Origin of the sequence: Pseudooctadecabacter jejudonensis, assembly GCF_900172275.1 — a bacterium.
GTDB classification, from domain to species: Bacteria; Pseudomonadota; Alphaproteobacteria; order Rhodobacterales; family Rhodobacteraceae; genus Octadecabacter; species Octadecabacter jejudonensis.
In genome coordinates this window covers 545421-571384 of sequence record NZ_FWFT01000003.1, presented here as the reverse complement: position 1 = coordinate 571384, position 25964 = coordinate 545421, and the positions used below count along the sequence as shown (strand labels likewise).

At 59.2% G+C, this 25964-nt stretch carries 24 protein-coding genes and 1 tRNA gene; 15 read left to right on the top strand and 10 right to left on the bottom strand.

What is annotated here, in order from left to right:
* Positions 1-43 precede the first annotated feature (43 nt).
* Complete coding sequence (locus PSJ8397_RS11910) at positions 44-463, bottom strand: tellurite resistance TerB family protein (protein WP_085864814.1); 420 nt, start codon at positions 461-463, stop codon at positions 44-46.
* Positions 464-574: 111 nt separating this feature from the next.
* On the opposite strand from PSJ8397_RS11910, the gene PSJ8397_RS11905 reads away from it, so the two are divergent.
* The 3 genes from PSJ8397_RS11905 (at position 575) to PSJ8397_RS11895 (ending at position 5117) form a co-directional block, all read left to right on the top strand.
* The gene (locus tag PSJ8397_RS11905) at positions 575-2212 is read left to right on the top strand and encodes a lysine--tRNA ligase (protein ID WP_085864895.1); all 1638 of its coding nucleotides are present in this window, start codon (positions 575-577) and stop codon (positions 2210-2212) included.
* 68 nt (positions 2213-2280) lie between these two features.
* Positions 2281-2679, top strand: a complete 399-nt coding sequence (locus PSJ8397_RS11900; protein ID WP_085864813.1) for a DUF4864 domain-containing protein — start codon at positions 2281-2283, stop codon at positions 2677-2679.
* Between the two features lie 149 nt (positions 2680-2828).
* Positions 2829-5117, top strand: a complete 2289-nt coding sequence (locus PSJ8397_RS11895) for a glycosyl hydrolase family 28-related protein (protein ID WP_085864812.1) — start codon at positions 2829-2831, stop codon at positions 5115-5117.
* Between the two features lie 33 nt (positions 5118-5150).
* On the opposite strand, the gene PSJ8397_RS11890 is transcribed toward PSJ8397_RS11895, so the two are convergent.
* On the bottom strand, positions 5151-5609 hold the full coding sequence (locus PSJ8397_RS11890; RefSeq protein WP_085864811.1) for a HugZ family pyridoxamine 5'-phosphate oxidase: 459 nt from the start codon (positions 5607-5609) through the stop codon (positions 5151-5153).
* Positions 5610-5648: 39 nt separating this feature from the next.
* Entirely contained in the window at positions 5649-6095 is a 447-nt protein-coding gene (locus PSJ8397_RS11885; protein ID WP_085864810.1) for a hypothetical protein, read from the bottom strand.
* Positions 6096-6152: 57 nt separating this feature from the next.
* Here PSJ8397_RS11885 and PSJ8397_RS11880 point away from each other — a divergent pair, with 57 nt between their 5' ends.
* Positions 6153-6500, top strand: a complete 348-nt coding sequence (locus PSJ8397_RS11880; protein ID WP_085864809.1) for a rhodanese-like domain-containing protein — start codon at positions 6153-6155, stop codon at positions 6498-6500.
* A 52-nt stretch (positions 6501-6552) separates the two neighbouring features.
* Here the strand turns inward: PSJ8397_RS11880 and PSJ8397_RS11875 are convergent, their stop codons facing one another.
* The 3 genes from PSJ8397_RS11875 to uvrB form a co-directional block, all read right to left on the bottom strand.
* Complete coding sequence (locus PSJ8397_RS11875; RefSeq protein WP_085864808.1) at positions 6553-6738, bottom strand: PLDc N-terminal domain-containing protein; 186 nt, start codon at positions 6736-6738, stop codon at positions 6553-6555.
* A 152-nt stretch (positions 6739-6890) separates the two neighbouring features.
* On the bottom strand, positions 6891-7724 hold the full coding sequence (locus PSJ8397_RS11870; protein ID WP_085864807.1) for a hypothetical protein: 834 nt from the start codon (positions 7722-7724) through the stop codon (positions 6891-6893).
* An 89-nt stretch (positions 7725-7813) separates the two neighbouring features.
* Positions 7814-10018 carry an excinuclease ABC subunit UvrB gene (uvrB, locus tag PSJ8397_RS11865; protein WP_085864806.1) on the bottom strand — a complete coding sequence of 735 codons (2205 nt, stop codon included), beginning with the start codon at positions 10016-10018 and terminating at the stop codon, positions 7814-7816.
* A gap of 186 nt (positions 10019-10204) precedes the next feature.
* Here uvrB and PSJ8397_RS11860 point away from each other — a divergent pair, with 186 nt between their 5' ends.
* Entirely contained in the window at positions 10205-10516 is a 312-nt protein-coding gene (locus PSJ8397_RS11860; protein WP_085864805.1) for an ETC complex I subunit, read from the top strand.
* A 56-nt stretch (positions 10517-10572) separates the two neighbouring features.
* On the opposite strand, the gene PSJ8397_RS11855 is transcribed toward PSJ8397_RS11860, so the two are convergent.
* The 3 genes from PSJ8397_RS11855 to PSJ8397_RS11845 all read right to left on the bottom strand — a co-directional run bounded on the left by PSJ8397_RS11855 (position 10573) and on the right by PSJ8397_RS11845 (position 13081).
* Positions 10573-11190 (bottom strand): DUF998 domain-containing protein, encoded by a 618-nt coding sequence (locus PSJ8397_RS11855; RefSeq protein WP_085864804.1) that lies wholly within the window; start codon positions 11188-11190, stop codon positions 10573-10575.
* A gap of 85 nt (positions 11191-11275) precedes the next feature.
* The gene (locus PSJ8397_RS11850; protein WP_159453142.1) at positions 11276-12223 is read right to left on the bottom strand and encodes an alpha/beta fold hydrolase; all 948 of its coding nucleotides are present in this window, start codon (positions 12221-12223) and stop codon (positions 11276-11278) included.
* A 159-nt stretch (positions 12224-12382) separates the two neighbouring features.
* Positions 12383-13081: a dienelactone hydrolase family protein gene (locus PSJ8397_RS11845; protein ID WP_159453141.1), complete on the bottom strand. Its 699-nt coding sequence runs from the start codon at positions 13079-13081 to the stop codon at positions 12383-12385.
* Between the two features lie 257 nt (positions 13082-13338).
* Here PSJ8397_RS11845 and PSJ8397_RS11840 point away from each other — a divergent pair, with 257 nt between their 5' ends.
* The 4 genes from PSJ8397_RS11840 (at position 13339) to PSJ8397_RS11825 (ending at position 16204) form a co-directional block, all read left to right on the top strand.
* Positions 13339-14031: an AraC family transcriptional regulator gene (locus PSJ8397_RS11840; RefSeq protein WP_085864801.1), complete on the top strand. Its 693-nt coding sequence runs from the start codon at positions 13339-13341 to the stop codon at positions 14029-14031.
* Between the two features lie 85 nt (positions 14032-14116).
* Positions 14117-14194: transfer RNA gene (locus PSJ8397_RS11835), tRNA-Arg, on the top strand.
* Between the two features lie 188 nt (positions 14195-14382).
* Complete coding sequence (locus tag PSJ8397_RS11830) at positions 14383-15036, top strand: GNAT family N-acetyltransferase (RefSeq protein ID WP_085864800.1); 654 nt, start codon at positions 14383-14385, stop codon at positions 15034-15036.
* Positions 15037-15067: 31 nt separating this feature from the next.
* Positions 15068-16204: a GNAT family N-acetyltransferase gene (locus PSJ8397_RS11825; protein ID WP_085864799.1), complete on the top strand. Its 1137-nt coding sequence runs from the start codon at positions 15068-15070 to the stop codon at positions 16202-16204.
* On the opposite strand, the gene PSJ8397_RS11820 is transcribed toward PSJ8397_RS11825, so the two are convergent.
* Positions 16176-17768 (bottom strand): lipid II flippase MurJ, encoded by a 1593-nt coding sequence (locus PSJ8397_RS11820; protein ID WP_159453140.1) that lies wholly within the window; start codon positions 17766-17768, stop codon positions 16176-16178. The two genes, PSJ8397_RS11825 and PSJ8397_RS11820, sit on opposite strands and share 29 nt — an antisense overlap.
* A 256-nt stretch (positions 17769-18024) precedes the next feature.
* On the opposite strand from PSJ8397_RS11820, the gene PSJ8397_RS11815 reads away from it, so the two are divergent.
* Genes PSJ8397_RS11815 through PSJ8397_RS11790 form a run of 6 tightly spaced genes read left to right on the top strand, consistent with a single transcriptional unit; the run spans position 18025 to position 25902 of the window.
* The gene (locus PSJ8397_RS11815) at positions 18025-19092 is read left to right on the top strand and encodes a lipid II:glycine glycyltransferase FemX (RefSeq protein ID WP_085864797.1); all 1068 of its coding nucleotides are present in this window, start codon (positions 18025-18027) and stop codon (positions 19090-19092) included.
* Positions 19089-20474: an alpha-amylase family protein gene (locus PSJ8397_RS11810; RefSeq protein WP_143515452.1), complete on the top strand. Its 1386-nt coding sequence runs from the start codon at positions 19089-19091 to the stop codon at positions 20472-20474. The genes PSJ8397_RS11815 and PSJ8397_RS11810 overlap by 4 nt, the downstream gene beginning before the upstream one ends.
* Positions 20475-20476: 2 nt before the next feature.
* The gene (locus PSJ8397_RS11805) at positions 20477-22141 is read left to right on the top strand and encodes a GumC family protein (protein ID WP_085864795.1); all 1665 of its coding nucleotides are present in this window, start codon (positions 20477-20479) and stop codon (positions 22139-22141) included.
* 1 nt (position 22142) lies between these two features.
* Positions 22143-23276 (top strand): polysaccharide deacetylase family protein, encoded by a 1134-nt coding sequence (locus tag PSJ8397_RS11800; protein ID WP_085864794.1) that lies wholly within the window; start codon positions 22143-22145, stop codon positions 23274-23276.
* Positions 23273-24721 carry an O-antigen ligase family protein gene (locus PSJ8397_RS11795; RefSeq protein ID WP_085864793.1) on the top strand — a complete coding sequence of 483 codons (1449 nt, stop codon included), beginning with the start codon at positions 23273-23275 and terminating at the stop codon, positions 24719-24721. Before PSJ8397_RS11800 ends, PSJ8397_RS11795 begins: the two co-directional genes overlap by 4 nt.
* Complete coding sequence (locus PSJ8397_RS11790; RefSeq protein ID WP_085864792.1) at positions 24697-25902, top strand: glycosyltransferase family 4 protein; 1206 nt, start codon at positions 24697-24699, stop codon at positions 25900-25902. The genes PSJ8397_RS11795 and PSJ8397_RS11790 overlap by 25 nt, the downstream gene beginning before the upstream one ends.
* The last annotated feature ends 62 nt before the right edge of the window (positions 25903-25964 follow it).

The window sequence follows — 25964 nt, the reverse complement described above, 5'->3', positions numbered from 1 at the left end:
TATGTTATAACATAACGGGCCGCAAGACGGATGTGTTGATCTGTTAAAGCACCATGTGCCGCGCGCGCGCACCCCGTTCGATGGCGGCCGCATGCAGGCGGTCAATCTCAAGCTCGTACCGCAGTTCTTCGAGCAAACGCAGTTCAGACTGGCGAATGTCCCCGTCTGCTGCGGCCACGTCACAGGCCAGCGCATAGGCGGTTTCATTCAGACGTTCCGGCAGGGCATCGCGGATGAGGCCAAAGAGCGCATCCAGCCCGTCTTCTTGATCAAAAAGATCAAACACCGTTTGGGAAATGCGCGGGACATGATCCGCGTCGTAATTGGCAAAGACGGGCAGGTTGTTGATGATATTGGTGATTTTCACCAACTCGGCTGTCCGGATTTCCTCATCGCTGGCGGAGACTGCGATCATGACGGCGCAGAGTGCGTCTTGAGAGGTGAGAGAGGGCGTTTCGGACATATGCTGGACCTTTCGTGTTCCTTACCCATTTATTGACGCGGATGCTGCACTGCAATAGGTGCAGCGACGTCCCGCCTATGGGGCGCGAAAACGAATAGATTGGAACCTGACATGACTGCTTTGCGTGATGCTGCGATGACCTCAAAGGCTTGGCCTTTCGAAGAGGCGCGCCGGTTGTTGAAACGGGTGGAACGGTCGGGTAAGGATCATGTGTTGTTTGAAACGGGCTATGGCCCATCAGGCTTGCCGCATATCGGGACGTTTGGGGAAGTGTCGCGCACCACGATGGTGCGCCGCGCGTTTGAGGTGATTTCCGATATTCCCACACGGCTGATTTGTTTTTCGGACGATCTGGACGGGATGCGCAAGGTGCCGGGCAATGTCCCGAACCCTGAGCGGTTGCAACAGTATTTGCAGCTGCCGCTGACAGAGGTGCCGGACCCCTTCGACACATACGAAAGCTTTGGCCACCACAACAACGCCATGTTGCGGCGGTTTCTGGATACGTTTGGGTTTGAATATGAATTCATCTCCGCCAAGGACTATTACGAGAGCGGCCAGTTTGATGAGGTGCTATTGCGGGCGGCGGACCGTTACGATGATGTGATGGCCGTGATGCTGAAGTCTTTGCGTGAAGAGCGGCGTGCGACCTATTCGATCTTTTTGCCCAAACATCCTGAAAGCGGGCGGATCATGTATGTGCCGATGAAGAACGTCGACGCGCGCGAAGGCACGGTCACGTTTGATGATGAGACGGGCCGGGAGTGGACGGTGCCCGTCACGGGGGGCAACGTGAAACTGCAGTGGAAGCCGGACTTTGGCGCGCGCTGGGCGTCGCTTGGCGTGGATTTTGAGATGTACGGCAAGGACCACAGCACCAACACGCCAATTTACGACCGGATTTGTGAGATTCTGGGCGGCAAAAAGCCAGAGCATTTCACCTATGAGCTGTTCCTAGACGATCAGGGCCACAAGATTTCAAAGACGAGCGGTAATGGCGTGTCGATTGATGAATGGCTGACCTATGCGGCCACGGAATCCTTGTCTTATTTCATGTACCAAAAGCCAAAGACGGCGAAGCGGATGCATTTCGATGTGATCCCCAAGGCGGTGGATGAATACCACCAGCAGCTGCGGGCCTACCCGGGCCAGACGCCGGACCAGCAGGCGAACAACCCTGTGTTTCACATCCACGGGGCGGACGTGCCTGCCTCAACCATGGTTGTGCCGTTTGCGATGTTGCTGAACCTCGCCTCTGTCAGCCAAGCTGAGGACAAAGACAAGCTGTGGGGCTTTATCAACCGTTACGCGCCTGCGGCGTCGCCGGAGTCGAACCCTGATCTGGACGCCGCCGCAGCCCATGCCGTGCGGTACTACAAGGATTTTGTGGAGCCCACGAAGGAATTCCGCGCACCCGAGGCCCACGAGGTTGCGGCGCTGACGGCATTGGCTGATGCGTTGAAATCCGATGAGGCGGCGTTGGCCATCATCGCTGAGAAGAACGCCAAAGAGGGCAAGGACGCAGAGGCCCCCGCCGTGGATTGGGGCAATGATGAGTTCCTGCAATCCATCGTGTTTGCGGTTGGCAAAGTGCATGGGTTTGATCCGCTGCGGGCGTGGTTCTCGACCCTCTATGAGGTGCTGTTAGGCGCCAAGCAGGGCCCTCGGTTCGGCGGGTTTATTGCCCTTTACGGGCGCGAAGAAAGCATCGCGCTGATCGAGGCCGGCGCGCGGGGCGAGTTGGCCTGAGCCTGCCCATTTGAAACCATTCGCCGATCCTTCGCGTATCTTTCACAGGATATGCGAAGGAGACGGCGATGAAATCTTGGATTTTGGCAGCAGGTTTGGCGGTCACCCCACTGGTGGCCTATGCGCAGGAAACCTCGATCGAGGGGGTGATCACCCAGCAGCTGCAGGCGTTCAATGACCGCGATGTAGCCGGGGCGTGGCAGTATGCGAGCCCTTTGATCAAAGGCATTTTTGGCACGCCGGACAACTTTGGAAATATGGTTCGAAATGGCTATCCGATGGTGTGGGACAATTCCGATGTGCGGTTTCTGGACCGAACCGACATGGGGCAGGTGACCCGACAGGAGGTCCAGATCCAAGGGCCGGATGGGCTGTTTTATATCCTTGATTATCAGATGGTTGAAACCACCGACGGATGGCAGATCAACGGCGTTCAAGTGATCCCCGCGCCCGACATTGTGTCGTGACTGTTGCGCACGAGGGCGGGGCACCGTGACGGTGGCCTCAGACCTCATTTACTGATCCGATTTACCCCTTTTGTCGAAGGTCGCCCCGTCTCGGGCGGCCATGGGCTTGGGGGTTGCATGGCGTGACCCCGTAAAGAAGGGGTTTTGCGATGAACAAGGTAATCACCGACGGTCTGGACCTGATGCCGCCGCCATTTGTGGATGGATTGGATGTATGGTCCAGCGGCGATGGCACTCCGGGGTCTGATACCTATGCCGGTGCGGGTGGCGGGGCGTTCGTGCCTGCGGATCAGGATTTTGCCGGTGCGCTCGAAATCGTCAAAAGCAACAGCGTGCAGCAGCTGCGCTACATGGGCGAAACGACGATCCTGCCCGGTTGCTATCTGAAAGTGACGGCGCGGGTAAAGTGCCTGTCGGGTGCGCTGCCAAGCGTGCGCATTGCGGGTTGGCCTGGGCAAGCGGGCGGGTCCGAACTGACGGGTGTAACAACGACGGGGCCGTCGGTTGCGTTGACGGCTTACGGCCAGGTGTTTGAGGTTACGGCGATCATCGGGACGGGCCAACGCAACGGCGTCGATATGGTCTGGGCGGATGCCAATTACGGGCACATCGGTCTGGATTTGACCGGGCCAAACGGGGCCGTTGTCCGTGTCGATGATATCGAGATTGAGGACATCACGAGCGCGTTTTTGCGCGACATGTTGGGCATCGTTGACGTGCGCGATTATGGCGCCGTGGGGGATGGTGTCACCGATGATGCCGCAGCCTTTGAGGCCGCAGACCGCGACGCCAATGGGCGTGAGGTAGTGGTGACGGCGGGCACCTATTTTCTTGGCGACCATGTGACATTCCAAAGTCAGGTCCGGTTTGAGGGCAAGGTCATTATGGGCGAAGAGCACCGCCTGATCTTCCAGAAGAACTTTGATTTTGAAACCTATGCAGATGCGTTCACCACCGAAGAGATCGCGTTCCGCAAAGGGTTTCAGGCCTTGTTGAACTTCTCCGATCACGAGTCCCTTGATCTGGGTGGACGTCGCATCGCGGTCAGCGCGCCGATCGATATGCACGCGGCCGTCAACAACCGCCCGGAATTCGCGACACGGCGCGCCATCCGCAACGGCCAGCTTGAGGCGATCCCGGGAACCGCGTGGGACGACGAGGTGGTCACGGCGCAAGCGACCTATGCCAATAGCGATCCGCTGGTCCTGACGAATGTGACCAATGTGGCGGCGATCCAGCCCGGATCCTTGATCACTGGCAATGGTGTGGGGCGTGAGGTTTATGTCAAATCCGTCGATGTGTCGGGCAGCCGCGTTTATCTGAGCAATCAGCTGTTTGATGCGCAGGGCACGCAGCAATATACGTTCACCCGCTTTAAGTACATTCTCGACTTCAGCGGCTTTGAAAAGATCTCTGACTTGATCTTTGACCACCTTGAATTCCGCTGCAATTCGGCGGCCAGCGCCGTTTTGTTGCCAGAGCGTGGATTGATCATTCAGTTCCGCGATTGCTGGTTCAACAAACCCAAAGACCGTGGGATCACATCCCATGGGGAGGCGTGTCAGGGGATGATGGTGGACCGGTGCAATTTTGAATCCGCCGAAAGCCCAATCCCGACGCAGCTGCGCAAGTCGCTGTGTTTCAACACCAACAAAAACGATGTCAAAATCCGCAACAACCGGTCTGCACGGTTCCGTCATTTCGGGATCATGAACGGGTCTGGCAACATCATTTCCGGCAACCACTGGTTCAACGGCGATGATGAGGTCGCAGGCGTGCGATTGGGCGGTTTGATCCTGACCAATCCAAGCCCGATTACGACGGTGACCGGCAACTACATCGACAACAATTTCGTAGAATGGACGAATGAACATGACGCATCGCCTGAGGTGTCCGGTTTTTCCTTCAGCGGGTTGTCGATCACCAACAACATCTTCATGTGCATTGATGCGACACCGGCGTTCCGTTGGATCGTGATCAAGCCATACGGGCCGGGCCATTACATCAACGGTATGAACGTTCAGGGCAATATTTTCCGGACCTTCGGTGTTGATATCGAACGGGTTGAGGATGTGGACACGACCTTTGCTGAGCTCAATCACGACCGTGCGCGCAATGTGATTTTTCAAGGCAATTCGTTCCACGGCATCGAACAGCAGACCCGCAACCCCTACATCGACGTTCACACGCAAGCGACCGAAGATCAGACATGGGTGGTGGACACCGCTGGTTACTTGCCCTTTGGCGGCCAAGCCCGGGTTTTGGATTCGATTGTACCTGTTTTCGCGGTGCGCAATGCGTCTGGTGATGCTGTGTTTGCCAATCCCTATACGTCGCAGGAACAGGGCGCCGATGATACGCAGTTCTATGTTGTCTGGCCGGAACCTGTCCGTGGGCAGGTGCGGTTCTCCGTTCGGATGGACAATCCGGCGGTATAACTGGATTGGGGCGTCCTTCGGGGCGCCCCTTTATTAGGTCAGGTCTTCGGGGGTTAGATGAAAGGCTTTTCCAAAGCCACCATTCAGATGGGCTTCGGAGACGATAAGGGTCAGGAAATGGAAGTCGGTAAAATCGATGTAGAGCTTTGATTTAGGATGCAATGACAGCCACGGTGCCCTTAGGGCGCCCTTATCTGCCATCACGGTCTTGCACTGCAATGTCAGCCGGGGGTGAGTCAGTGGATCGCCTTTGTCCCCAGGCTCCCCCACCAGAAGGGAACAGATGGGCCTGTCTTTCAGCGCCTTCGAATGAGCGGACAGGTCAGAGACCAGAAGGCGCATCGCGCCATCAATCCAGCCACACGCGACACGGGTCACCATCGGGCTGGCGTCGGGTGTCAGGACGCCCAAGGCCGCATGTCGCGCGCCGTGCAACAGCGATGTGGCCAAGGATCGGGCGTCGTCATCGGTGGGGCGGATCGGATTGGTCATGGGACTATGGTGGCGGCAAATACGGACAGCGACAAGCGACTAGGACAGCGCGGGGATGTCTGCGGGGCAGGCGCGGAAGGCTTGCACTGCCTCGGCCGCATCACGTGTATCCGCGGTCACCCTTGCGCCCCCCGCCAGTGCGGCAAGGCCTGCGTTGAATTCAATCCCGTCGAGAACATTCCCGAAACCGCGATCCCGCACGCTGAGCGTGGCGCCATCTGCGCTGATCACGTGGCGCGTGGTGCCGATGGTGACGGGGATGCCGCCCTGAAATGTCATTTCAAACGACGCCGACGCGGGCCATTCACCCTGCCTTAGGGTGATGAACAAGGCGTACTCCGGTAAGCTGTCGTCATAGGTGATCGCGATTTCCGCCGCGTCTGCCTGATGGGTCAAGGTGCAGATGGGATCGGGTGAGAACGACCAGGCTTGGCCCATCGTCGGGGCCATTGCGGCAATCAGAATGAGGGGCGCACGAAGGGTCATGAAATAGAGGTAGCAGTCTGTTTGGTTTTGGCTAGTCTGATCACAAAGGAGACCGCAATGACACAGACCCCCAATGATATGGTTGCCGCTGCTTCAACCGAAGTGCCGCGTATCTCACACGGTGACGCACGCGCCCTGCACGGGCAAGACGGCGTTGTTTTTCTGGATGTCAGAGAACCCGCAGAGCTTGCCGGTGGGAAGGTCGCGGGCGCGGTGGCCATCCCGCGCGGCGTTCTGGAATGGCAGACGGCGGAGCTGGGTGATGCAAAGACCGTCGTGATCTACTGCGCCGCCGGAGGGCGAGCGGCCTTGGCCGGAGAGACGTTGAAGAAATTGGGATTTGAGGACGTCCGCAATGCGGGCGGTTTTAAGGACTGGGCCGAAAACGGTGGCCCGGTCGAATAGGGGACGTGCGACAGCCCCACATTGGCACATGCGGGGCTGCCTGCAGGGTGATTTAGGCCACTGTGGTGGAGCCGCGTGGACCCGCGAAAAACCACACGATCAAGCCGACGACTGGCAGGATCAGGATCAGTAGCGTCCAAAGCACTTTGGCGCCGGTCGTGGCGCCGGATCCGATGATTTGCACGATGGCGTAGATGTTCGCGATCAGGATCAGAAGACCCAAAATTCCATATTCCATTTTCTCTCTCCAAACGTTGGATGTCTGGGAAATGAACAAGGATATGATGCCGAATGTTCCGAAAAAATCTGGTGGGCGGAATAGGGGGTGGGGTTTTAGGGGTAATCTTATGCGCGGGTAAGATATTGTTAATATTGTGTTAATTCTGAGGTTTAGCCGTGTATGGACCGCACGGCTAACACCACCGCACCGAGCAAGATACCTAGAAAGGTAAAGGGGAATTGGTGAATGTTGGAGTTCAACGCCAACCATTGATTGACGCGCAACATCTTGGAGGCGACGCGCGCAAGACCGCCCACAAAGAATGCAATGCTTTGCACAAGGGTCAGTAAGAACATCGATGAAATCCCAAGGCCGATCCCCAGAACCAGCATACCTTTTATGCCCAGCTCTGGTGCGGCGGCGGCAAAGTTGTGCATTTGAACAGGCGGGGCGCCTTCAGGGCGTGCTGGCGCATCAAGAAACCCCAAACTAGAGAGCAGCGCCATAAAGCCGAACCACAAGAACAGTGACAGAACAATGTCCAGCAAGATACAAAGAGGATATATTTCCCATGCTCGTTGCTTTTTGCAAAAAATTTGGCGGGTGATCAGTGTGCTCATCAGGTCCAAAGGCATGCTAAATGCCGCCACAATCGATAGGGTGACAGCAAGACCAAGGGTAGAAATAGCCTTATGAACAAGGTTGGTATTCTCTCCATTGGGCAGATTTGGCACTCCGCCGAGAATAATTGAAAACATTGCTAACGCACCGACAAAAGAAATGGCGGACAACATCCATAACCGGATCGGCCTGAGCCACAGATTGTCGGGCAGGGCAAAGGACACAAGTCCCCCGACAAGCGCCTGCTCCATCTTTGGAAAATCGGTTCCCTCGAACCCAAAAAGATACCAAGATACCTTTTCGCGCACAGGTTTGTGCAGCATCGCATCAAGCAGGCCGAAAAAGGCCGCATAGCTGGCGATCAGTGAAATCACGTTGGACATGGCGCGGCCGCCCCTTCTTGGCACCCTTTAAGGGAAGGCTGCCAAAAGGAAATTCGTCTGACAATCTTTTCCTTTGAACACCGAGGGGATTATCCGCCCCGTTTCTTCCGCGGCTTCACACCACCGCGCTGCCCCGGCCGGCCTGCGGTGGAGCGGCCTGTCATTTTGTTGGCTTCTGACACGGCCTTGTCGACGGCCTGCTGGCGCGCCAGGGGGTCGTCGGAGACGACGAGGTCCACGGTCTCTAGGCGTTTGACTTCGTCGCGCAGGCGGGCGGCCTCTTCGAATTCGAGGTTCTCGGCGGCCTTGCGCATGTCGGTGCGCAGCCCTTCAAGAACTGCCTGCATATTGGCGCCTGGGTTTTCGACCGTGGCGGTGACGCGGTTCATGTCCACGTCGCCTTTGTAAAGACCGGCCAGAATATCTTCGACGTTCTTTTTGACCGTCTCGGGCGTGATGCCGTGTTCCTCGTTGTAGGCGATCTGTTTGGCACGGCGGCGTTCGGTTTCGCCCATGGCCCGTTCCATCGAACCGGTGATCTTGTCGGCATACATGATCACGCGGCCATCGGCGTTTCGGGCGGCGCGGCCAATGGTCTGGATCAACGAGGTTTCAGACCGCAAGAAGCCTTCTTTGTCGGCGTCCAAAATGGCCACCAGCCCGCATTCGGGGATGTCCAAACCTTCGCGCAACAGGTTGATGCCGATCAGCACGTCAAACGCGCCCAGCCGCAAATCGCGCAGGATTTCAATGCGTTCGATGGTGTCGATGTCGCTGTGCATGTAGCGCACGCGGATGCCGTTTTCGTGCAGGTATTCTGTCAGATCCTCGGCCATGCGTTTGGTCAGCGTCGTGACCAGCGTGCGGAAGCCGTCCTGTGACACGCGCCGGATTTCGTCCATCACGTCGTCCACCTGTGTCTCCACGGGGCGGATTTCGATCACGGGGTCCAGAAGGCCCGTGGGGCGGATGATCTGTTCGGTGAAGACACCGCCCGTCTGGTCCAACTCCCACGACGCGGGCGTGGCGGAGACGAAGACGGACTGGGGGCGCATGGCGTCCCATTCCTCAAACTTGAGGGGGCGGTTGTCCATGCAGCTGGGCAGGCGGAAACCGTGTTCGGCCAGCGTGAATTTGCGCCGGTAGTCGCCTTTGTACATGCCGCCGATCTGTGGGACGGAGACGTGGGATTCGTCTGCGAAAACAATGGCGTGGTCGGGGATGAATTCGAACAGGGTGGGGGGCGGTTCCCCCGGTGCGCGCCCTGTCAGATAACGCGAGTAGTTTTCGATCCCGTTGCAGACGCCTGTCGCCTCCAACATCTCAAGGTCGAAATTCGTGCGCTGTTCCAGGCGCTGGGCCTCAAGCAATTTCCCCTCAGCGACAAGTTGATCCAGCCGCATCCGCAGTTCTTTTTTGATGCCGATGATGGCCTGCTGCATCGTGGGTTTCGGCGTGACGTAGTGGGAGTTCGCGTAGATGCGGACCTTGTCCATCGACTGCGCTTTTTCACCGGTCAGCGGGTCGAATTCGGTGATGCTTTCCAGTTCTTCCCCGAAAAACGACAGCTTCCACGCGCGGTCGTCCAGGTGGGCGGGCCAGATCTCAAGGCTGTCGCCGCGCACGCGAAAGGTGCCGCGCTGAAAGGCGTGGTCGTTGCGGCGGTATTGCTGGGCGATCAGATCCGCGATGATTTGACGTTGATCGTAGTCGTTGCCTGCGTGGATGTCCTGGGTCATCGCGCCGTAGGTTTCCACGCTCCCGATGCCGTAGATGCACGACACGGACGCCACGATGATCACATCGTCCCGTTCCAAGAGCGCCCGCGTGGCCGAATGGCGCATGCGGTCGATCTGTTCGTTGATCTGGGATTCTTTCTCAATGTAGGTGTCGGACCGCGCGACGTAGGCCTCGGGTTGGTAGTAGTCGTAGTAGCTGACGAAATATTCGACGGCGTTGTCGGGAAAGAAGCCTTTGAATTCGCCATATAACTGCGCAGCGAGGGTTTTGTTGGGCGCAAGGATGATGGCGGGGCGTTGGGTTTCCTCGATCACTTTTGCCATGGTGAAGGTCTTGCCGGTGCCCGTGGCCCCCAACAACACTTGGTTCTGTTCGCCGTCCAACACACCTGCGCTGAGTTCCTTGATCGCGGTGGGTTGGTCGCCTGCGGGTTCAAATTCTGTGTTCAGTTTGAACTGGATGCCGCCTTCCATTTTTTCGCGCGTGCGCACGTCCTCTGCCGGATTGGCGAGGTAGGTTGGCGTCTCGGATTTATCGGAATGAGCGTAAGGCATGCACGATATGTGACACGGGGGGGCGGATGTTCAAGGGGGGCTGCTGACAGCGGGGTGTCAGCAGTCTGTCAGCGCGGCGCGGGCGCCTGCGTTCAAATGCGACCATTTCACCCCGTTGGGCACGCGCTGCCCTCTTGCGCGACACACCGGAATCCACGATATAGCCCCCAGCCAAGGGAGACCGCCATGCGTGCACGTATCTATCAGCCAGCCAAAACTGCCATGTCTTCGGGTGTGGCAAAGACCAAAGGTTGGGTTCTGGAATTTGCGCAAACCTCTGCTCGGGAAGTGGACCCGCTGATGGGGTGGACATCATCGAGCGATACGCAAACGCAGGTCAAAATGACCTTCGACAGCAAAGAAGCGGCCATGGACTACGCTGAGGCCAATGGGATTGAGGCCGTCGTGCAGGACCCCAACAAGCGTCGCGCAAACATCCGCGCAGGCGGCTACGGCGAGAACTTTGCCACGAACCGCCGCGGTGCCTGGACCCACTAAGGCCGCTCATGTCCCATGCCGCGATGAGTGTCCTGGGGGACAGACGCGTCCTTGTGCTAGGCCGGGGACGGCAAGACCAGACTAAGGTGTAGGATGAGTGCGAACATGGTGTAATCAGCCAACCTTTGCCAAAAGCCACGCAAATCTGCCTGTTCGGGGCTGAGCATCATGAAAAAACCGATGCCGCTGCACATCGCGACGCAGAGTATGGCCGCCCGAGTTTGCGGCGACACCTTATTCGCAAGGCCCATGGCCAGCAGAATAAGCCCGAAGGTTCCCGATAGATATGCCACAAAGCCCGACAGGTTATGGATGAATTGCCGGACACTGCCTTCAAGGGGGCAGCCGAAATCACATGGGAAAAGGACGGCGAACAGGTATCCAGCGGATAGGCCGAACGACCAAAGGCCAAGGGCGAATTGCGCAAGTCGGAACCCTGTCAGACGTGCGCAAAGGCCGTAAAGTGCAATCGCGCTGGACAGGGCGACGGGCAGGAACCCAAACCCGTTGATGAACGCCGCAAATGGCGCATCTTTCGCGCCCAATTCACTGATATAATTGCCGTACCACGTGTAATCGGGTCGCAGTGACGCGATCACAGCGGGCACACCGACCCCAGAGATCACGAGGACAGTTACAGCCCAATAAAAGAGCCGGACGTTCAAGGCGGTCATGGGTCACTTTCCGTAAAATGAAGCCGGATTCGCGTGATGAAAGGTGGTGGCCCCAACTGCTGGCGCGTGTTTGGACGCCTGTTCTTTATGTCGGGTCCACGGCGCGTAGGAAGTCGAGATAGATGTCAGCCGTCGCGCGCGGCTGATCCAACATGGGCAGGTGCCCGCACCCGTCCATCACCCGAAGTTCACCCTGCGGCAGTGCCGCAACCAAGGGTTCGGCGCCGCTCACATGGAAGATGCGGTCAGGGGTGCACCATACGACAAGGGCGGGCATCGGCAAGGTCGGGGCGAGGTCCAGCACGGTTGGTGGTTGTGACTGGTGATGCACAACATCCCAAATCTCCAGATTGTGGTCGGCTGTCGCGACCTCTGCCTGCATCCAAAGCGTCAGGATGGGACCGGGAACATAAGGAATGTCGGGCGAAAGCCATGCGTTGCGTTCGGCAAAATCCGCTTCCGATTGGACCACAAGGGGCAAATCGCCCGCTGCGCGGGCGGTGTCCATGTCGCTGGGCACAGATGTGGGCACGCCCAATGGGCTGCCGATGTAGGCAAGGCTCAGGACACGGTCCGGCGCATCCGTTGCCAAAAGGCTTGCCACATATGCCCCCATGGAGTTCGCGCCAATATGAACGGCGTCAAGATCAAGCGCATCCAGGACGGCGGTCAGATTGGCCGCTTGGATGCCAAGCGCATAGTCGTCAGCCGGCAGTTTGGCGTTGTCCCCAAACCCCGGCAGATCAAGGAGGATCACGTGATAGTCATCAACCAAAGGGCGCGTCATCTCAATCCAGTGCTCCTTGCGGGCATAGATGCCGTGCAACAGCAGAACGGTCTCGCCCGTGCCGCCCTCAAGGTAGTGAATATCGCCAACAGGGGTTGAGACCGTTTTCGCCTCAAGACCTGCGGAGGTGTTGTTGATCTGGATCAGCAGCCGCGCGGTGGGGAGTGGCGCAAAGATCCAAGCGATTGCCAGCACCACAGCCAGCCCCGAGACCGCTATGCCAAGTTTTTTTGCAAGTCGTTTCATGTTTTTCCCCCCCAATGATGAACGGTGATTGCGACCACCGGTTGCGGGCGTGCTTGCCACAAGAAAGCAGCGCGGCATTGAAGAAACGTGCGGATGGTGTCGGGAGGGGGCGGGGCCCAGGGGATGGGGACCGGGGGATGGTGACCGGGGAGGGGGGTGTCAAAGTCGCTCCCGAAGGAACGCCAGCGCATCGCGGTACACTGCGTCGCTTGCGCTGTTGGTCGTGAGCGTGGCGTGGCCCTTGCCCGGCAAATCTGGATGTCTTTCGAAATACGACCCCAAAATCTCAGCCGCGGCCTCCAGATGCGTGCTTCGGCACAGATGATCGCGCTGATACCGATAGGCTTTCACGCAAGGCATGGCTTTGCCTGAAAGACCATTTCGAACATCCGCCCGTTCACGATCCGACAGGCCCAACGTTTCGATTCCGGTGAAAAAGGGAGCGGACGGTTGGCAGGAGACGACGGCTTTCACACTGGGTTCCGCTATGGCCGCTATGGCAAATCCTCCCGTCATGCACATACCGATCACGCCCGTCTTCGCACCCCCATTTTGCGCCGCGACTTCAACGGCCAACTCGCGCAGCCACATGGAAATGGGGCGGGCCTTCGTGGCCGGATCAGCGGCAAAAAGGGCGCGAAACTCTCTTGAAAGGCAAAATCCCAACATACGCGCGGCCCCCATTTCAGTGCCAGGCGTCATGTAGAGGAGAGGCATGTACACCTTAAAACCCTCACCGGCCATCCGGCAGCAAAAATCAAGAAAGGATGGCGACATGCCGGGCAGCTCATGCAGAATGATCAGGGGCTTTGTGCCGGTCTTGCTGACGTAAACAGGTCTCGACAGGGACACCCCCATGTGGATCGGATCTTCAAATCCAGATAGCCTTGACGGATTGACCATGGCCTTTGCCCCTGTGTTGAAAACGCAGGCATATCGCGCCGCTTAAATGGCGGTGCACATGCGTTCGGTGGGGATGCTTCCAACCTGAAGGCGATTTCGCATTGAAGAAACGTGCAACTTTTTGGCAGGCCCTCCTCCTTCCCAAAGACGCAATGCTTGCGGGCTGCTAGGGTGTTCCACGAACCACAGTGTCCGTAACAAAGCCCGCGATCATGCAGAGTATTCATTTCCGCAATCATCTTTTCGCCTTTCAGCCGGGTGATCTTGCAATGCATGAAAACCTGATGCCGTGCATCATCCTTGGCCGCCGCGCCCCCGTTCGTGTCAGTGGCCAAACCACGGACATCGAGGCAAACGCGGAGTGCATCCGGCCCGGCGTGCCGCATTGCGTCACCGTCCGTGATGGCGGCGCGGATATCGTCTATTTCGATGGGCTGCGTCTGGAAGGCAGCAATGATTTTGCGTCTTTGGATGGGGAGTGGCACGGCCTTCCCGATGCGTTCAAGACGGCGGACCGCGTGCGCATCACGTCCTTTCGAAACAGGCTGAACGGGGACACGGTGCCGCCTGATCAAAGCGTGATGCAGCTGATCCGCCAGATCTATGACGATCCCTTGCGTCGCATGTCACAAACCGATCTGGCCCATGCGATCGGAATAGAGCGCACGTTGGCCTTGCGGCATTTCAAGGACACCACGGGCCAAACGTTTCGGAAATTCAAAATCTGGGCAGCGATGGTGCGGGCCACGCAGCTTGCCCTGCGGGGGGAGGGCATCGGGAATGCCGGACTTGCCGCTGGCTTTTCGGACGCCTCACATCTGACACGGACAGCTGCCACCGTTTTTGGCGTGACGCCGACGCAGGGGCTTTCTGGGCTATCGGGGCTAATCAGCGTTGAAGCCTGAGGGGCTTTGGGTGGCCATGAATAAGACAGCCAATGCTGAGGCCTCTTGCACCCCAAGCCCTAGCCCCGTTATGAGGACAGCGTGCGGGCCGTTAGCTCAGCTGGATTAGAGCAGGGAACTTCTAATTCTCAGGTCGGGGGTTCGAGTCCTCCACGGCTCGCCATTATGCCATTTTGCCAATGTCCGATGATACATTTGTCCCACGACACCCAAGGATTTACGCGATTGCGCGTGGCGCTGACTTGACCAATTCGGGCAGGCAGGGAAAAGCGGTCCTGCGCTGATGGTTCGTGATTCAGATGGGGCAATCTGTATGACGCAAGCCGGTCAGGCGCGTTGAGGGAGGACAAGATGCAGAAGATGGTCGAGAGCTTGCGCGCACGCGGGCTGTGGGGCACGGCCAAAAAGGCGTGGACCGTCTACGTCTATCGCGCCACCCATGACATGCAGTTTCGGCGTGATTTCAATGACATCAAGTCAGAGCCTTATGACGAGGGCACTCCTTATCATGTGCATGCCATCACGGCGGTGGATGATCCGGCCGTCACACAGCTTCGCCAGGATTTTCCCAAAGCCGCCCCCTCTCTTGTCGGTTATGTGCAACGGGGATGTGTTGTGCATACCTTGTCCAAAGAGGGCGCCATTGTCGGGTTTCTGGTGACGGCGCTGGTCGATTTTTATGACACCAACCACTTTCGGCGTTGGTTTCGCCTTGCACCGGATGAGGGGTATTGTTTCGGCTTTTTCGTCGCACCCGAAGCGCGCAAGGGGCCGGGGGCGAAGATCCTGATGATGGAGGTGTTTCGCTGGCTCAAGACGCATCGCGGGATCACGCATATTCATGCTATGTGCGACACCGAAAATCGCCCTCTGGTGAGGTTCTACAAGATGAACAAATTTCTCGAAACCGGACAGGCGGTGGATCTGTTCAAGATCTTTGGCTTTCACTGGTCCCGTATGACCGCGTTCCGCGGACATCCCCCGCGCAAAACCACCAAGCGCTGAGGTGCTTGTTTTGACGGAGGAGAGCCAAGTCATGACGGACGTCAAAGTTTTAAAGTCTCTGGCAGAGATCAATGAGATCGCGACCGAATGGACCGAGTTGCACACGGCAGCCAATGGATCCCCGTTTTCCCATGTGGGCTGGCAACAGGCTTGGCTGAAGGTTTATCTGGAACCGGATGTGACGCCGGTTGTCATCACCGTTTGGAATGCGGGTCAGTTGGTGGCCGTGGCACCCTTTGCGATCCGGCGGGCGCCCATTGGCAAGTTCAAACGCTTTCGCCCCGCCCACCTGACCATGCTGGCCCCAGATCGCACCGGGTTTCACGATCTTCTGGCCCGCCCCGGATTTGAGGACGCTTTCCGGGCTGTGTTCAAAGCTGCGGCAAACCTTGAGGGCGTCGCCTATTTTGACCTGACCCCGATGCAGGACAACCCCGCGTTGGGCGTGTTTTGTGACGCCGCACGGACGGCGGGCGCCTGGGTACACAGCCGCGATGAAATCACCACCAGCATCGCCGATCTGTCGGGCGATTGGGACGATTATCTGGCCCGGCGGGGGGCGTCGATGCGCAAGGGCATCCGTCGCAACCAAAAGAAACTGGCACAGGATGCGTTTGAATTTCGTGTTGTCGAAACGCTGGATGACGACGGGCTGGAGGATATGTTCAGCATCTCCGAGAGGTCATGGAAGGCCATCGGCGGCACGGACATCGGCAGCGATGACACCCATCGTCGCTTTATTGAGGAGCTTTTCGCGACATTCGGCCCCAGCGGTGCGATGAGCTGTCTCGTCCTCTATCACGAAGGCGTCGCGGTGAGTTCTTGTCTTGATCTGTTTGCAACTGGAACGGCTTACGGTCTCATTTCTGATTATGACGACAGTTATGCCAAAATGGGGGTCGGGCGTTTGGTCCATGAAGAGGCGTCCCGCCTCAATCAACAGCGTGGGATCACGACATATGACTTTCTACGTGCGACCCATTTCACGCGGTCCTATGGGGATAGGGACACCAGTTATCAGCGCATCCGCATCTCAACCCGTCCTGGACTGACGCGGATGTTGGCGCAGGCGGAACGGCGATTGGCGGCTTTGCAACGGGCTTACGGTCTGCGCCGCAAGAAGGGCACGGGCCGACGGTTTATTCTGGGCGAGCGACCGAAGGACTAAGGCCCAGTTTTCGCAAAATGGCCAAGGCCTCGGGCAGACGGAACGCGGCGCAAAGCGCCATATAAACCAACCCGAGGGCGCCGAAGCCAAGCCCCAGCCCAACAATCGCCCACAGGGTGTCCGCCCCGGCAAAAAGGGTCGAGTAGCCCGCATAAGACAGCGCACTGGCCAGGATGGCAGCCACAAAAATGACAGCCAGATGCCGGGTCTGGTCCGGATCAAGCACAGGCCCCACGATCCCGCGGACCCGCACGGCGTTGAACACCAAAAAGACCAGGGGGCCTGCAATGGCCGCCAAACCAATGGCAGCCACCCCCATGACAGGCAACAGCAGCATACAGATTGCGATCCGTATGCTGAGCGCGACCGCACTGGTGATCACATAGTGGCGTGCGATGGGTTGCGCACGTGATGACAAGATCACGGCGTCCAAGATGGAGGCAGGCGTGTTCACCACCGTCGAGATTGAGAAATAGACGATAAAGCTGGCCACCAGCAGGGCGCTGTCGGGGGCGAAATTTCCGTTGGCCAGCAAGACCAGCGACACCGGCTCGCTGAGGGCTGCCAACCCCAGCGCAAGGGGGGCCACGCAGAAGAGCGCCAGCCGGATGGCCTGCGCGATGGATGCGCGCAGGGCCTCGGCTTGGGCGGGCGTGGGGGATGCGACGGCCAGCTCGGAGAAGTCTGTGTAATTGACCGACAGGATGGATTTGACCACCTCCACCGTGGCAATGGTGCTGATGCGTTGGCCGAGACTGAGCGCGGTGATCGTGCCGACCGCGAGGAAGGAGGCGAAATAGCTTTCGGACAAGGTGGACAACAGGAAATACAGGCTGAGCGCGATCGTGGCGATGACACGGTTTCGAGTATCGGCAAAGCGGGCCGGATTGGGGGCCGTATCTGCGACAGCCTCGGTCAATTCAGCCTCGCGCATAAGCTTGCTGCGGGCGCGGTAGATCACGACCGCGGTCAGCACATGACCGACCAACAGACCGACCACCACCCAAGAGATCCCGCCCCCGAACGGCACGGTCAGAAGCGCCAGCAGGATCAACACGCGCGGCAAAAGCCGGGCCGCCACGGGCAGGGAAAACAGCCGCAAGGATTGCAGCGTGGCGCCAATCAGACTGGTGGATAGGATCAGCGGCAGGGAGATGGCAACAATGGCAAAGAACTGTGCGGCTTTCTTGCCCGTCGCGGGATCAAGACCAGGTGCGATCAGGCCCACGATGAACTGCGGGAAAACCAACAAAAGAACGGCAAACACCAGACCCACCGCCAGAAACCGCCGCTCCAGTCGCAAGGTGCCATCCAACACGTGCCGCAACGATGTCTCACGTCCTTTGGCAACCAGATCGGGGACGAAAATTGCCTCGCTGAAGGAATCGGCCAACAGCGTCCAGCTGCCGATGGTCCGCCGCACCAGGAAAAAGGCGTCGGTGGCCGTGGTTGCACCGAACAGGAACGCCACCCCGAAGGTGGCGGCAAAGCTTAGGACTATGCCCACAAGCCGCAAGGCCAGCACCCGTGTGACACTGAGCGCGGTTGAGACAGTCTTAACCATCTGTAAACGTCTTGATGTGCTGTCCCCAGATATCTTCCCGGACATGGGCGCCCAGCGATATGTCGGAAAGGCCTTTGGTCACTGTGGGTCCAGTCTAATTGCGGTTGTGTCCGGCGCCGCGCGAATTGCGGGCTGCAACTTGCAAGGTTAATTACAGTGGTTTGAGGGATTACGATAGGCTAACTGCCGGAAATTGTTTAAAGAACCGCAGAACTGAAGCGCAAGCCGCCACGCGCCGCTGGCATGTAGGAGCAAAATGAACCCGCTACAGGTCGATATCCTGGAGGCCTTGGACGAGGCGGCCCGCGCTGAGGCGCGCCGGTTCATGTCCGGCTGCGTGTCGCAAAGCATCCACCAATCGCTGGACTGGCCGCTGCTGAACCCGCCAACGGCGCGGCAGACCTATTTGTATTTTCTGGTGCGCGATCAAGAGCGCCTTGTGTCCGCCGGGGTACTGCGGCTGACAGCCGTGGTTGCGGGCCTCAAGGTCGCCGCGATCCATCGCGGGCCGGTGACGGCCACACTTGAGGAATTGCCTGCCGTTTTGCAGGTGTTGTCGCAGGCGCTGCGTGGGCGGGGTGTCGTCAGTTTGACCGTGAACCCCCATTGGACCGGTCAACAGGGTGCCGAAATCCCTGACGTTTTAGCTCCTCTTGGCTTTGCACCAGTGCCGGAGGGCTTGCAGAATTTCCCAACGGCGACCGCACTGATCGACTGTACACAGACCACCGATGACATGATGGCCGCCATGACCCAAACGGGCCGCCGCCACCTGCGCAAATCAGCCAAGGCGGGCGTCACCTGCAGGCCCATGGCCACCCGTGCAGAGGCAGAGCTGGCCAACCAGATCATGGCCGCGATGAGCGTTGAGACGGGCCTCACCCTCGACAGTCAGCATGATTTCACGGCCCATTACGATTTCCTGTCCGCCTACCCCGATCGAGGATCCATTCTAGTGACGGAGGTGGAGGGCAAAGTGTTTGGCGCGGCAGTCAATTACATGGAGGGCGCGCGCGGGTTCAACATGTTGCTGACCACATCGTCACAGGTGACCGTGCCGCGGGCCTATCAGCTGATGTGGGACAGTATCCTGTCCGCCAAATCCACGGGAGCCACCTCTTTCGATATGGTGGGCTTCCCGGATGAGGACCGGGAAAGCGACGCAGGCATGAAGACCCGTGGGGCGTTCAAACGCGGGTTCGGGCCGCAGATCGTCAAACTGCCCCCCTTGATGACAAAGCCCCTGCGCCCTGTGCTGCATCACATCATCGCCCAGGCGCGGATCCTGCGCCGGATGCGCAATCGCGTGAAAGGGCGGACATGATAAAGGTGTTATGGATTTGTATGGTGCTGGTGCTGGCACTGCCCTTTGGGGTGCGGGCGCAACCTTTGGACGGGGACGCGCTGTGGTCCTTGCAGGCGCGGCCCAATGCCCGCCTTGGCCTCGCGTTTCCGGGGGCGGACCCGCAGTTTTACCCGCTGATGTCGCAGGCGGGTCTGGGCGTGGTGCGGGTCACTGCGAACTGGGGCCGGATTTCGCCGCAGCGGGGCCAGTGGAATTTTTCAGGCCTGGATCGCCGCGTGCGGGCCCTGGGCGATCTGGGGATTGACGCCTTCATCACCTTTGAAAGCACCGCGGACTGGGCCACGCAGCAGGGCCAACCTGTTAAGAACGCGACCCCGAATGACATGGCCGAATGGGCACAATTCGTGGCCACGGTGGTTGAACGTTACGACGGAGACGGACAGGGTGACATGCCAAGGCTGCGCCGTCCCGTGCGCTACTATCAGGCGGCCAACGAATTCATGAGCCCGACCAACAGGTCAGGCGGTTGGGCGGGCACCCACGCAGAGCTTTTGACCTATATCAACACAGCCCATGACGCTGTGAAATCCGCCGACCGTCGTGCAGTCTTTGTGTTGGGCGGCATTGCGGCCTTCAACATGGATATCGCCCTGCTGGATGCCGGACTTGCCCGGTTTGAGGTGCGCCAATCCTGGTCGGCCAGATCACAAACCGTTTTTGATCCCCGCGACTTGGACAATCCGGTCATCCGCGATCTGATCGAAAACCGGTTCAAACAGATCATCACGCGTGCCCGCTATGACATGGCCGATGTGCATCTTTATGGTCCCGAGAGCCGTGATGGGGCCCGTCTGGCCTACATGCGGCAGCTTTCGCGTCGGCCGGTGCTGTCCAGCGAATGCGGTGGCCCGTCGCTGGATTACGGCGGCCAATACAGCGGGCAGGCCCATTATGCGGCAGTCTTGGAACGCAACCTTGAAACACTGGCTGCAGGTGCTTCGTTTTGCCTGTGGTTCGGCCTGGGTGAAGGGATCACTGCGACCTATGGCAACCGCCGCGTGCAGTTGTATGACCGCCAAGAGCGCGAAAAGCCGGGCGTGCACGCCTACCGTTTGTTGGCCCGCCTGATTGACGACCGGACCGAAGTCACGCGGTTGGGTGCGGATGCCTTTGTCTTGCGAACCGGATCGGACCGGGTCTGCATCGCCACCCACGGGCGCGGCCACGGCGCCCTCGCCCTTGCCTGCGGCGCGGATGCACCCGCGCTGTGTGTGACAAATGCACAAGACCAGCGCACCTCTGCAGGGGATCTGCGCAATTTGCCGCAATTTTGCCCCGAAGATGGTGTTGTGATCGCCGGATCCGGGCTTTCCCAACGTCTTGCCGTTTTGGATGAATAATTATGCTGTCGCACTATTTTGAACTGTTGTCTTTGTACCGGCTCCGGATTTTGATCGGGGCTGTGGTGTCGGGCGTTGTGGTTTTGTGCCTGTCGTTTGTGCTGCTCAAGACCAGCCCGACCTACACGGCCTCCGTAACGATGAACATGCAGCCCTCCGAAGAGGCGCTGTTGTTCAACCGTCAATTCTTAGGCCAAAGTCAGTTCAACCCCGCCACGATCATCACCCAGACGCACATCGAACGCTTGCTCAGCCGTCCGGTTGCGGAACGCGCGCTGGATGCCTTGCTGGCGGATGTGCCCGACGAACCGCTTGATCCTGAGGTTTCCTTACTCGGGCAGATCAAAGGCTGGATCTGGCGCACCTGGACCCGCATCAACTACGGTGAATTCCGCGAAGTGCCCGAACGGGTGCAGCTTCTGAATGATCTGCGTGAGTCCCTCAATATCGAAACCGTGGAAGGCTCTTACATTCTGCTTGTCGAGGCGAGCTATAAGTTCCCCAGTACCGCCGCCGACATCGCCAATGCGGTCGCCAACGCTTACGTAGACATCGCCGGTGAGGAATTTCTGCAAGAGGCAGACCGCGCGGCCGAAGGGTTGCGTGTGCGCGTCGATCAGGGCGACGAGGAGTTGCGCCGTCTTGTCGCCGCCCGTGATGCCTTCCGGTTGGTCAACGACATCTCGGACGTGGAACGCCAATCGACCCTATTGTTGACCACTATTCAGGCAGGGCTGTCGTCTCTGGCGGAAGACCAATTGCGCCTGCGCACCAAACAGGCCGAACGGGCGACTTTGTTGGAGGAGATTGGCAATTCGTCCTCGAACTCGCGCGGGCCGCTGCAGACCCTGGACCGTGAGATCGAAGAGTTGCAGCAACTGATCGAATTTCGGCAGGATTTTCTGGATGAACAAAGCCGCGAGGTGCAAACCCTGGTGGAGAGGGATACGGAAATCCGCACGCTGAGCGATGAGATCGCGGTGAAACGCGAGGATCTGCGCGCCCTGCGGCAGCAATTGCAAAGCTTCGAACTGGCAACCGGATCACAAGCGCGCCAAATCCGTCTGATCGCACCCGCCGTTCCGCCGGTGTACCCCCGTTCGCCCAAGGTCTTCATCAACACGGTCGCCGCAGTGATCGTTGGCGGCCTGCTGGTTTTTGTGGTCGCCGTGATGCAGGACATCCTGGGGTCGTTCATTCGCACCCGGTCTGATCTTGCGGCGGTGGTGGGCAATCGCGCGCTGCCTACGGTCGATCCGGCCTGGCTGCGAAAGGTGCCGATCTGGCGCCCCCTTCGTCGCATCCGCAACGCACGCCGCCTGCGCCGCTTTATCGAGGATTTCGGCCAAAAAATGAGCGTCGAGGCCGGCTGGACCAAGCCGAACCTGTTCCTGACCGGCTACATGGATCAAGAAGAGCTGATCGACGTGCGCAATTTTATCGCTCAGGTCATCAAACGCTCTATTGCGCGGCCTGGCGTCGATGAAAGTTTTCGCGTCTCGGCTGTGGGGCCCATTCACACGATCAAGAACTGGGACGAGTTGCCCGAAGGTCAGGTCATCGTCGTGACGCATCCCGATCAGAAAAGCGATTTTGATTTCACCGGTGTGATGCAGCTTGGCACGGCCCCGCCCCGCAGCCCGTTGTTTATGTTGTGGAAAACCTGACATGGCAGACCGGCGCAAAATTCGTGCGCTGAGGGTTGGGCTGGCAGGCGCGGGCGTCCTGCTGGGGCTGGTGTTGTTTGCAGCGGGGGCCGCTATTTGGGGCGCTGCTGTGATCGCGGCCTCGGTGGTTTCATTGGCATGGCGGCGGGGCGTGCCGATCATGGTCTATCATTCGGTGTCGCCCGATGCGTCCTGGCTGCCTTGGGCACGCAATATCTCTGTTCGGCCCGAGGTCTTTGCCCGTCACATGGGTCATCTGGCCCGCAGCGGCTGGACCGTTGTGCCTGATCAACTGCTGGGCACGGATCGCCCTGTGCCGCGCCGGGCGGTGGTTCTCCATTTCGATGATGCTTATTTGAACACGCTGATTCACGCAGTGCCTGTGCTGCGCGACCATGCACTGCCCGCGACGATCTTTGCCTCAAGCGATTTTATCGATCCTTCGACCGGCCTGCGGACCCAAGAGCGCGACATAGGCTATCTGAACGGGGCCGAATTGCGCCACATCGACGAAGACCCGCTGTTCGAAATCGGCTGCCACGGCAAGGACCACGCGCGTGTGCCGGTGGCGGGGCAGGGACACGACAGGCCGGATGCCTGCGCCTGGGGGCCAGAGACGGCCTGGCTGTGGTCGCTGATGCCTGGCAACAAGTCCCGTTGGTTCGAAGGCGCGCCGCCCGCCGCCCCCTATGTGCCCGCCAATGATTCCAGTTTAACGGGCCGGATTGTGCAGGATGGATCGGTCGAGGACGAAGCCGCCTTTCACGCCCGTGTCCGCACACAGTTACAGCAGGCCCGCATCCATCTGTCGGGCCTACTGGGCCGTGATATCACCTATCTGTGCTGGCCCTTTGACCGCGTCACGCCAGCGGCCTTGAAGGCTGCGAAAGCGGCTGGTTTTCAGCGGTTTACAGGCGGTCGGGGCGACAACCGAAATGTGACGGACCCCGTCGTTCTGTCACGGACCCATGTGAATGACTTTGCCGCGGGCGCGGCCCCGCTGTGGGTCGAAACGCTCGTGTTCCGGGCCAAGCTTGAGGTCGCGTCCGGCAACCTGTTGTGGTTGCCCATCACGCTTGTGGCCAACCGGCGCCGCAAACGGGCCTCTCCGTTCCTGCATGGTCATATCGCATGACCGCGCGGCCCGCCCCCACAAAACCACTGTTGCCAGAGCTGGCGATTGGCCTCGGGCTTGGCCTGATTGCGGCGCTGATGACGCTGGTGTTTGCGCTGGCGATCCATCCGGTTGTGGCGATTGCACTGCCGGTTGTGATGGCCGTCGGGCTGGCGCTGGCAGCGCGTCCCGAAGTGGGCGCGTTCTTTCTGATCTTCTTTGCCTATCTTGACGGGATTTCGGACAAAATCTTTGCGGTCAGCCCGATTTCAGGGTTCAAGCTGATCACCGCGGCCACGATTTTCGGCATCGCCGTGATTGCCCATAAACACCGCACCCAGTTTCGCGCGATCCTGGCTTCTCCCATCGCACTTTGGGCCTTCGGGTTTTCCTGCGCCTGGTTGATCGCGATTTTGCTGGCCGACAGCAAATCCGTAGCCGTTGAATGGGGCAGCCGGTTGGGCACCATCAAGCTATTGTTGTTCTTGATTATCTTGTCTTTGCGCAGCCAAAGCCAGATCACCGCCGGAATTTTGTGCCTGGCGCTGACATCGGCGATCTCGGCGGTGTTGCTGATTGTGGATACGATGTTGGGGATCACCTTGGTCTCCACCAGCGAAGCGGCGACGACGGCACGCACCGCCGAAGGGTTCGATCGCTCATCGGGCGGGTCGCAATATAATCCCACAACGGCTGCGACGATGTTGCTCTGCGGGACGATCATCGCGCTGGTTCATGCGGTGGAGTCCCCCAAGTGGCGCCATTACATGGTGGCTTTCGCCCTGCTTGGCACGGCGGCGGTGGTGCTGTCCTTCGCCAGGTCGGCGGCCTTGGTCTATGCCATCATCGCGGTCGCGCTGGCGGTGCGCTATGGCAAGCACCGTTTGTTCATGCCCTTTGCGATCCTGGGCGCTGCAGCGGCGATTGCCATGCTGCCCTTCGTGCCCGCCAGCTATTTTGAACGCATCGCGTCGATTATGAACGTGTTTTTGGGCGGCGGCGGGGATTGGACGCTGGGCCGCCGCATGACCTACAATGTCATCGGCATGGACCAGCTGTTGCAAAACCCGATCTTCGGGATCGGCCCCGGCAATTTCGCAGAGGTCTTCACCCATCAGGACTATCGCTATCTGCCGGGTAGAACCCTATGGGGGCGGCAGTTGCACAACATGTATCTGTCTGTGGCGGTGGAATACGGGCTGGTCGGGTTCACCTTCTTTGCGGGGTTGATCATCACCGCTTTCCGCATGGCGCGCAGCGTCGCCCGAACGCCTGCCAACGAGGACCTGCGCGCCTTGGCCGTGGCGCTGACGTATGGGATGGCCGCCTATTACATCGTCAGCGTGTTCGTCCCCAATGAGTACAACAAATACACGTGGATCCTGCCGGCCCTGTCGGGTGCCCTTTGGCTGCTGAATACGCGCAAACTGCGGGAGGCGGCATGGCCCACATCCTCATCACCGTAAGTGAATTTCCGAAGGTCACGGAAACCTTCGTGCTGTCCAATGCGCTGCATTATCAGGAACAGGGGCATCGCGTCGGCATCTTCCACGTCAAACCGTTCCGTGACGCTGAGGTCGTGCACCCCCACGCGCGGCCGATCCTGCAGGCAGGGTTCACCTTTGGCTGGTTTGACAGGCGCAGTGCCGCTGCCTTGGCCGCTGAAACCTTGCGGGCACCGCACCGCGTGCTGGGCCTGTTTGGGCAGATCGGGGCCGCGTTCTGGCGGGAGCCGAAACGGCTGGCGGCCACGCTGGCCCTCTTTCCCAAGGCCACGGCGCTAGCACGGCATTGCCGCCGTGAAGGGGTTGATCACATCCATGCGGAATTCGCAGGCTACCCCGCCACCGCCGCATGGGTCGCGGCCAAGCTGTCCGGGGTGCCGTTTAGTTTCTCGGCCCATGCCCACGATATTTTCCTGACCCAATCACTGTTGGTAACCAAGGCGACGGAGGCATCCTTTGTCCGCGCGATTTCCCATTTCAATCGCGATTTTCTGGCGCGGATTGACGGGTTCCCCGCAGACAAAATCTGCGTGTTACGCTGCGGTGTCAGCTTGCCGCAAGAGGTCCCAGTGCCGGACCTGCAGGCGGGACAGCCGTTGCGCATCGTCTTTGTGGGCGCGCTGTTGCCGCGCAAGGGGGTGGATGTTTTGCTGCGGGCTTTGTCCGATCTGCCGCAGGGATTTGAGTGGTCCCTCGATATCATCGGTGGTGGGTCGCAGGATGCAAGCCTGCGCAAACTGGCCGCCACACTGACGCTGAAAAACGTCACCTTTCACGGCCCGCAATCCTCTGACGTGGTGCGCGCAGCCATGGCGGAGGCCCATGTGGTCGTCGTCCCCTCGCGGGAGGGGGAAGGTGGCCGGTCCGAAGGGATCCCCGTTGTCCTAATGGAGGCGTTGAGCCTTGCGCGGCCGGTGATCACCACCCGTCTGTCGGGCATTCCCGAACTGGTTGAGGATGGCGTCACGGGCCTGCTGTGCCCCCCTGATGATGTGGACGCTTTGCGCGCGGCCCTTTTGCGGCTGCGCGAGGATTACCCCGCCGCCCGCGCCATGGGCCGACGCGGCCGCGAACGGGTTGCGGAAGATTTTGACATAACAAAAACCGCCGACGCATTGCTGACGCGTATTCTTGAGGTCTGAAGGATGATCGTTTTTCTGTTCTGGTTCAGCATCTTGGCGATGGCATACGTTCTTGTCGGTTA

Excerpts from the sequence above, each read along its gene's own strand:
- PSJ8397_RS11910 (WP_085864814.1), bottom strand. The coding sequence starts at position 463 with ATGTCCGAAACGCCCTCTCTCACCTCTCAAGACGCACTCTGCGCCGTC.
- PSJ8397_RS11905 (WP_085864895.1), top strand. The coding sequence starts at position 575 with ATGACTGCTTTGCGTGATGCTGCGATGACCTCAAAGGCTTGGCCTTTC.
- PSJ8397_RS11900 (WP_085864813.1), top strand. The coding sequence starts at position 2,281 with ATGAAATCTTGGATTTTGGCAGCAGGTTTGGCGGTCACCCCACTGGTG.
- PSJ8397_RS11895 (WP_085864812.1), top strand. The coding sequence starts at position 2,829 with ATGAACAAGGTAATCACCGACGGTCTGGACCTGATGCCGCCGCCATTT.
- PSJ8397_RS11890 (WP_085864811.1), bottom strand. The coding sequence starts at position 5,609 with ATGACCAATCCGATCCGCCCCACCGATGACGACGCCCGATCCTTGGCC.
- PSJ8397_RS11885 (WP_085864810.1), bottom strand. The coding sequence starts at position 6,095 with ATGACCCTTCGTGCGCCCCTCATTCTGATTGCCGCAATGGCCCCGACG.
- PSJ8397_RS11880 (WP_085864809.1), top strand. The coding sequence starts at position 6,153 with ATGACACAGACCCCCAATGATATGGTTGCCGCTGCTTCAACCGAAGTG.
- PSJ8397_RS11875 (WP_085864808.1), bottom strand. The coding sequence starts at position 6,738 with ATGGAATATGGAATTTTGGGTCTTCTGATCCTGATCGCGAACATCTAC.
- PSJ8397_RS11870 (WP_085864807.1), bottom strand. The coding sequence starts at position 7,724 with ATGTCCAACGTGATTTCACTGATCGCCAGCTATGCGGCCTTTTTCGGC.
- uvrB (WP_085864806.1), bottom strand. The coding sequence starts at position 10,018 with ATGCCTTACGCTCATTCCGATAAATCCGAGACGCCAACCTACCTCGCC.
- PSJ8397_RS11860 (WP_085864805.1), top strand. The coding sequence starts at position 10,205 with ATGCGTGCACGTATCTATCAGCCAGCCAAAACTGCCATGTCTTCGGGT.
- PSJ8397_RS11855 (WP_085864804.1), bottom strand. The coding sequence starts at position 11,190 with ATGACCGCCTTGAACGTCCGGCTCTTTTATTGGGCTGTAACTGTCCTC.
- PSJ8397_RS11850 (WP_159453142.1), bottom strand. The coding sequence starts at position 12,223 with ATGAAACGACTTGCAAAAAAACTTGGCATAGCGGTCTCGGGGCTGGCT.
- PSJ8397_RS11845 (WP_159453141.1), bottom strand. The coding sequence starts at position 13,081 with ATGGGGGTGTCCCTGTCGAGACCTGTTTACGTCAGCAAGACCGGCACA.
- PSJ8397_RS11840 (WP_085864801.1), top strand. The coding sequence starts at position 13,339 with ATGCAGAGTATTCATTTCCGCAATCATCTTTTCGCCTTTCAGCCGGGT.
- PSJ8397_RS11830 (WP_085864800.1), top strand. The coding sequence starts at position 14,383 with ATGCAGAAGATGGTCGAGAGCTTGCGCGCACGCGGGCTGTGGGGCACG.
- PSJ8397_RS11825 (WP_085864799.1), top strand. The coding sequence starts at position 15,068 with ATGACGGACGTCAAAGTTTTAAAGTCTCTGGCAGAGATCAATGAGATC.
- PSJ8397_RS11820 (WP_159453140.1), bottom strand. The coding sequence starts at position 17,768 with ATGGTTAAGACTGTCTCAACCGCGCTCAGTGTCACACGGGTGCTGGCC.
- PSJ8397_RS11815 (WP_085864797.1), top strand. The coding sequence starts at position 18,025 with ATGAACCCGCTACAGGTCGATATCCTGGAGGCCTTGGACGAGGCGGCC.
- PSJ8397_RS11810 (WP_143515452.1), top strand. The coding sequence starts at position 19,089 with ATGATAAAGGTGTTATGGATTTGTATGGTGCTGGTGCTGGCACTGCCC.
- PSJ8397_RS11805 (WP_085864795.1), top strand. The coding sequence starts at position 20,477 with ATGCTGTCGCACTATTTTGAACTGTTGTCTTTGTACCGGCTCCGGATT.
- PSJ8397_RS11800 (WP_085864794.1), top strand. The coding sequence starts at position 22,143 with ATGGCAGACCGGCGCAAAATTCGTGCGCTGAGGGTTGGGCTGGCAGGC.
- PSJ8397_RS11795 (WP_085864793.1), top strand. The coding sequence starts at position 23,273 with ATGACCGCGCGGCCCGCCCCCACAAAACCACTGTTGCCAGAGCTGGCG.
- PSJ8397_RS11790 (WP_085864792.1), top strand. The coding sequence starts at position 24,697 with ATGGCCCACATCCTCATCACCGTAAGTGAATTTCCGAAGGTCACGGAA.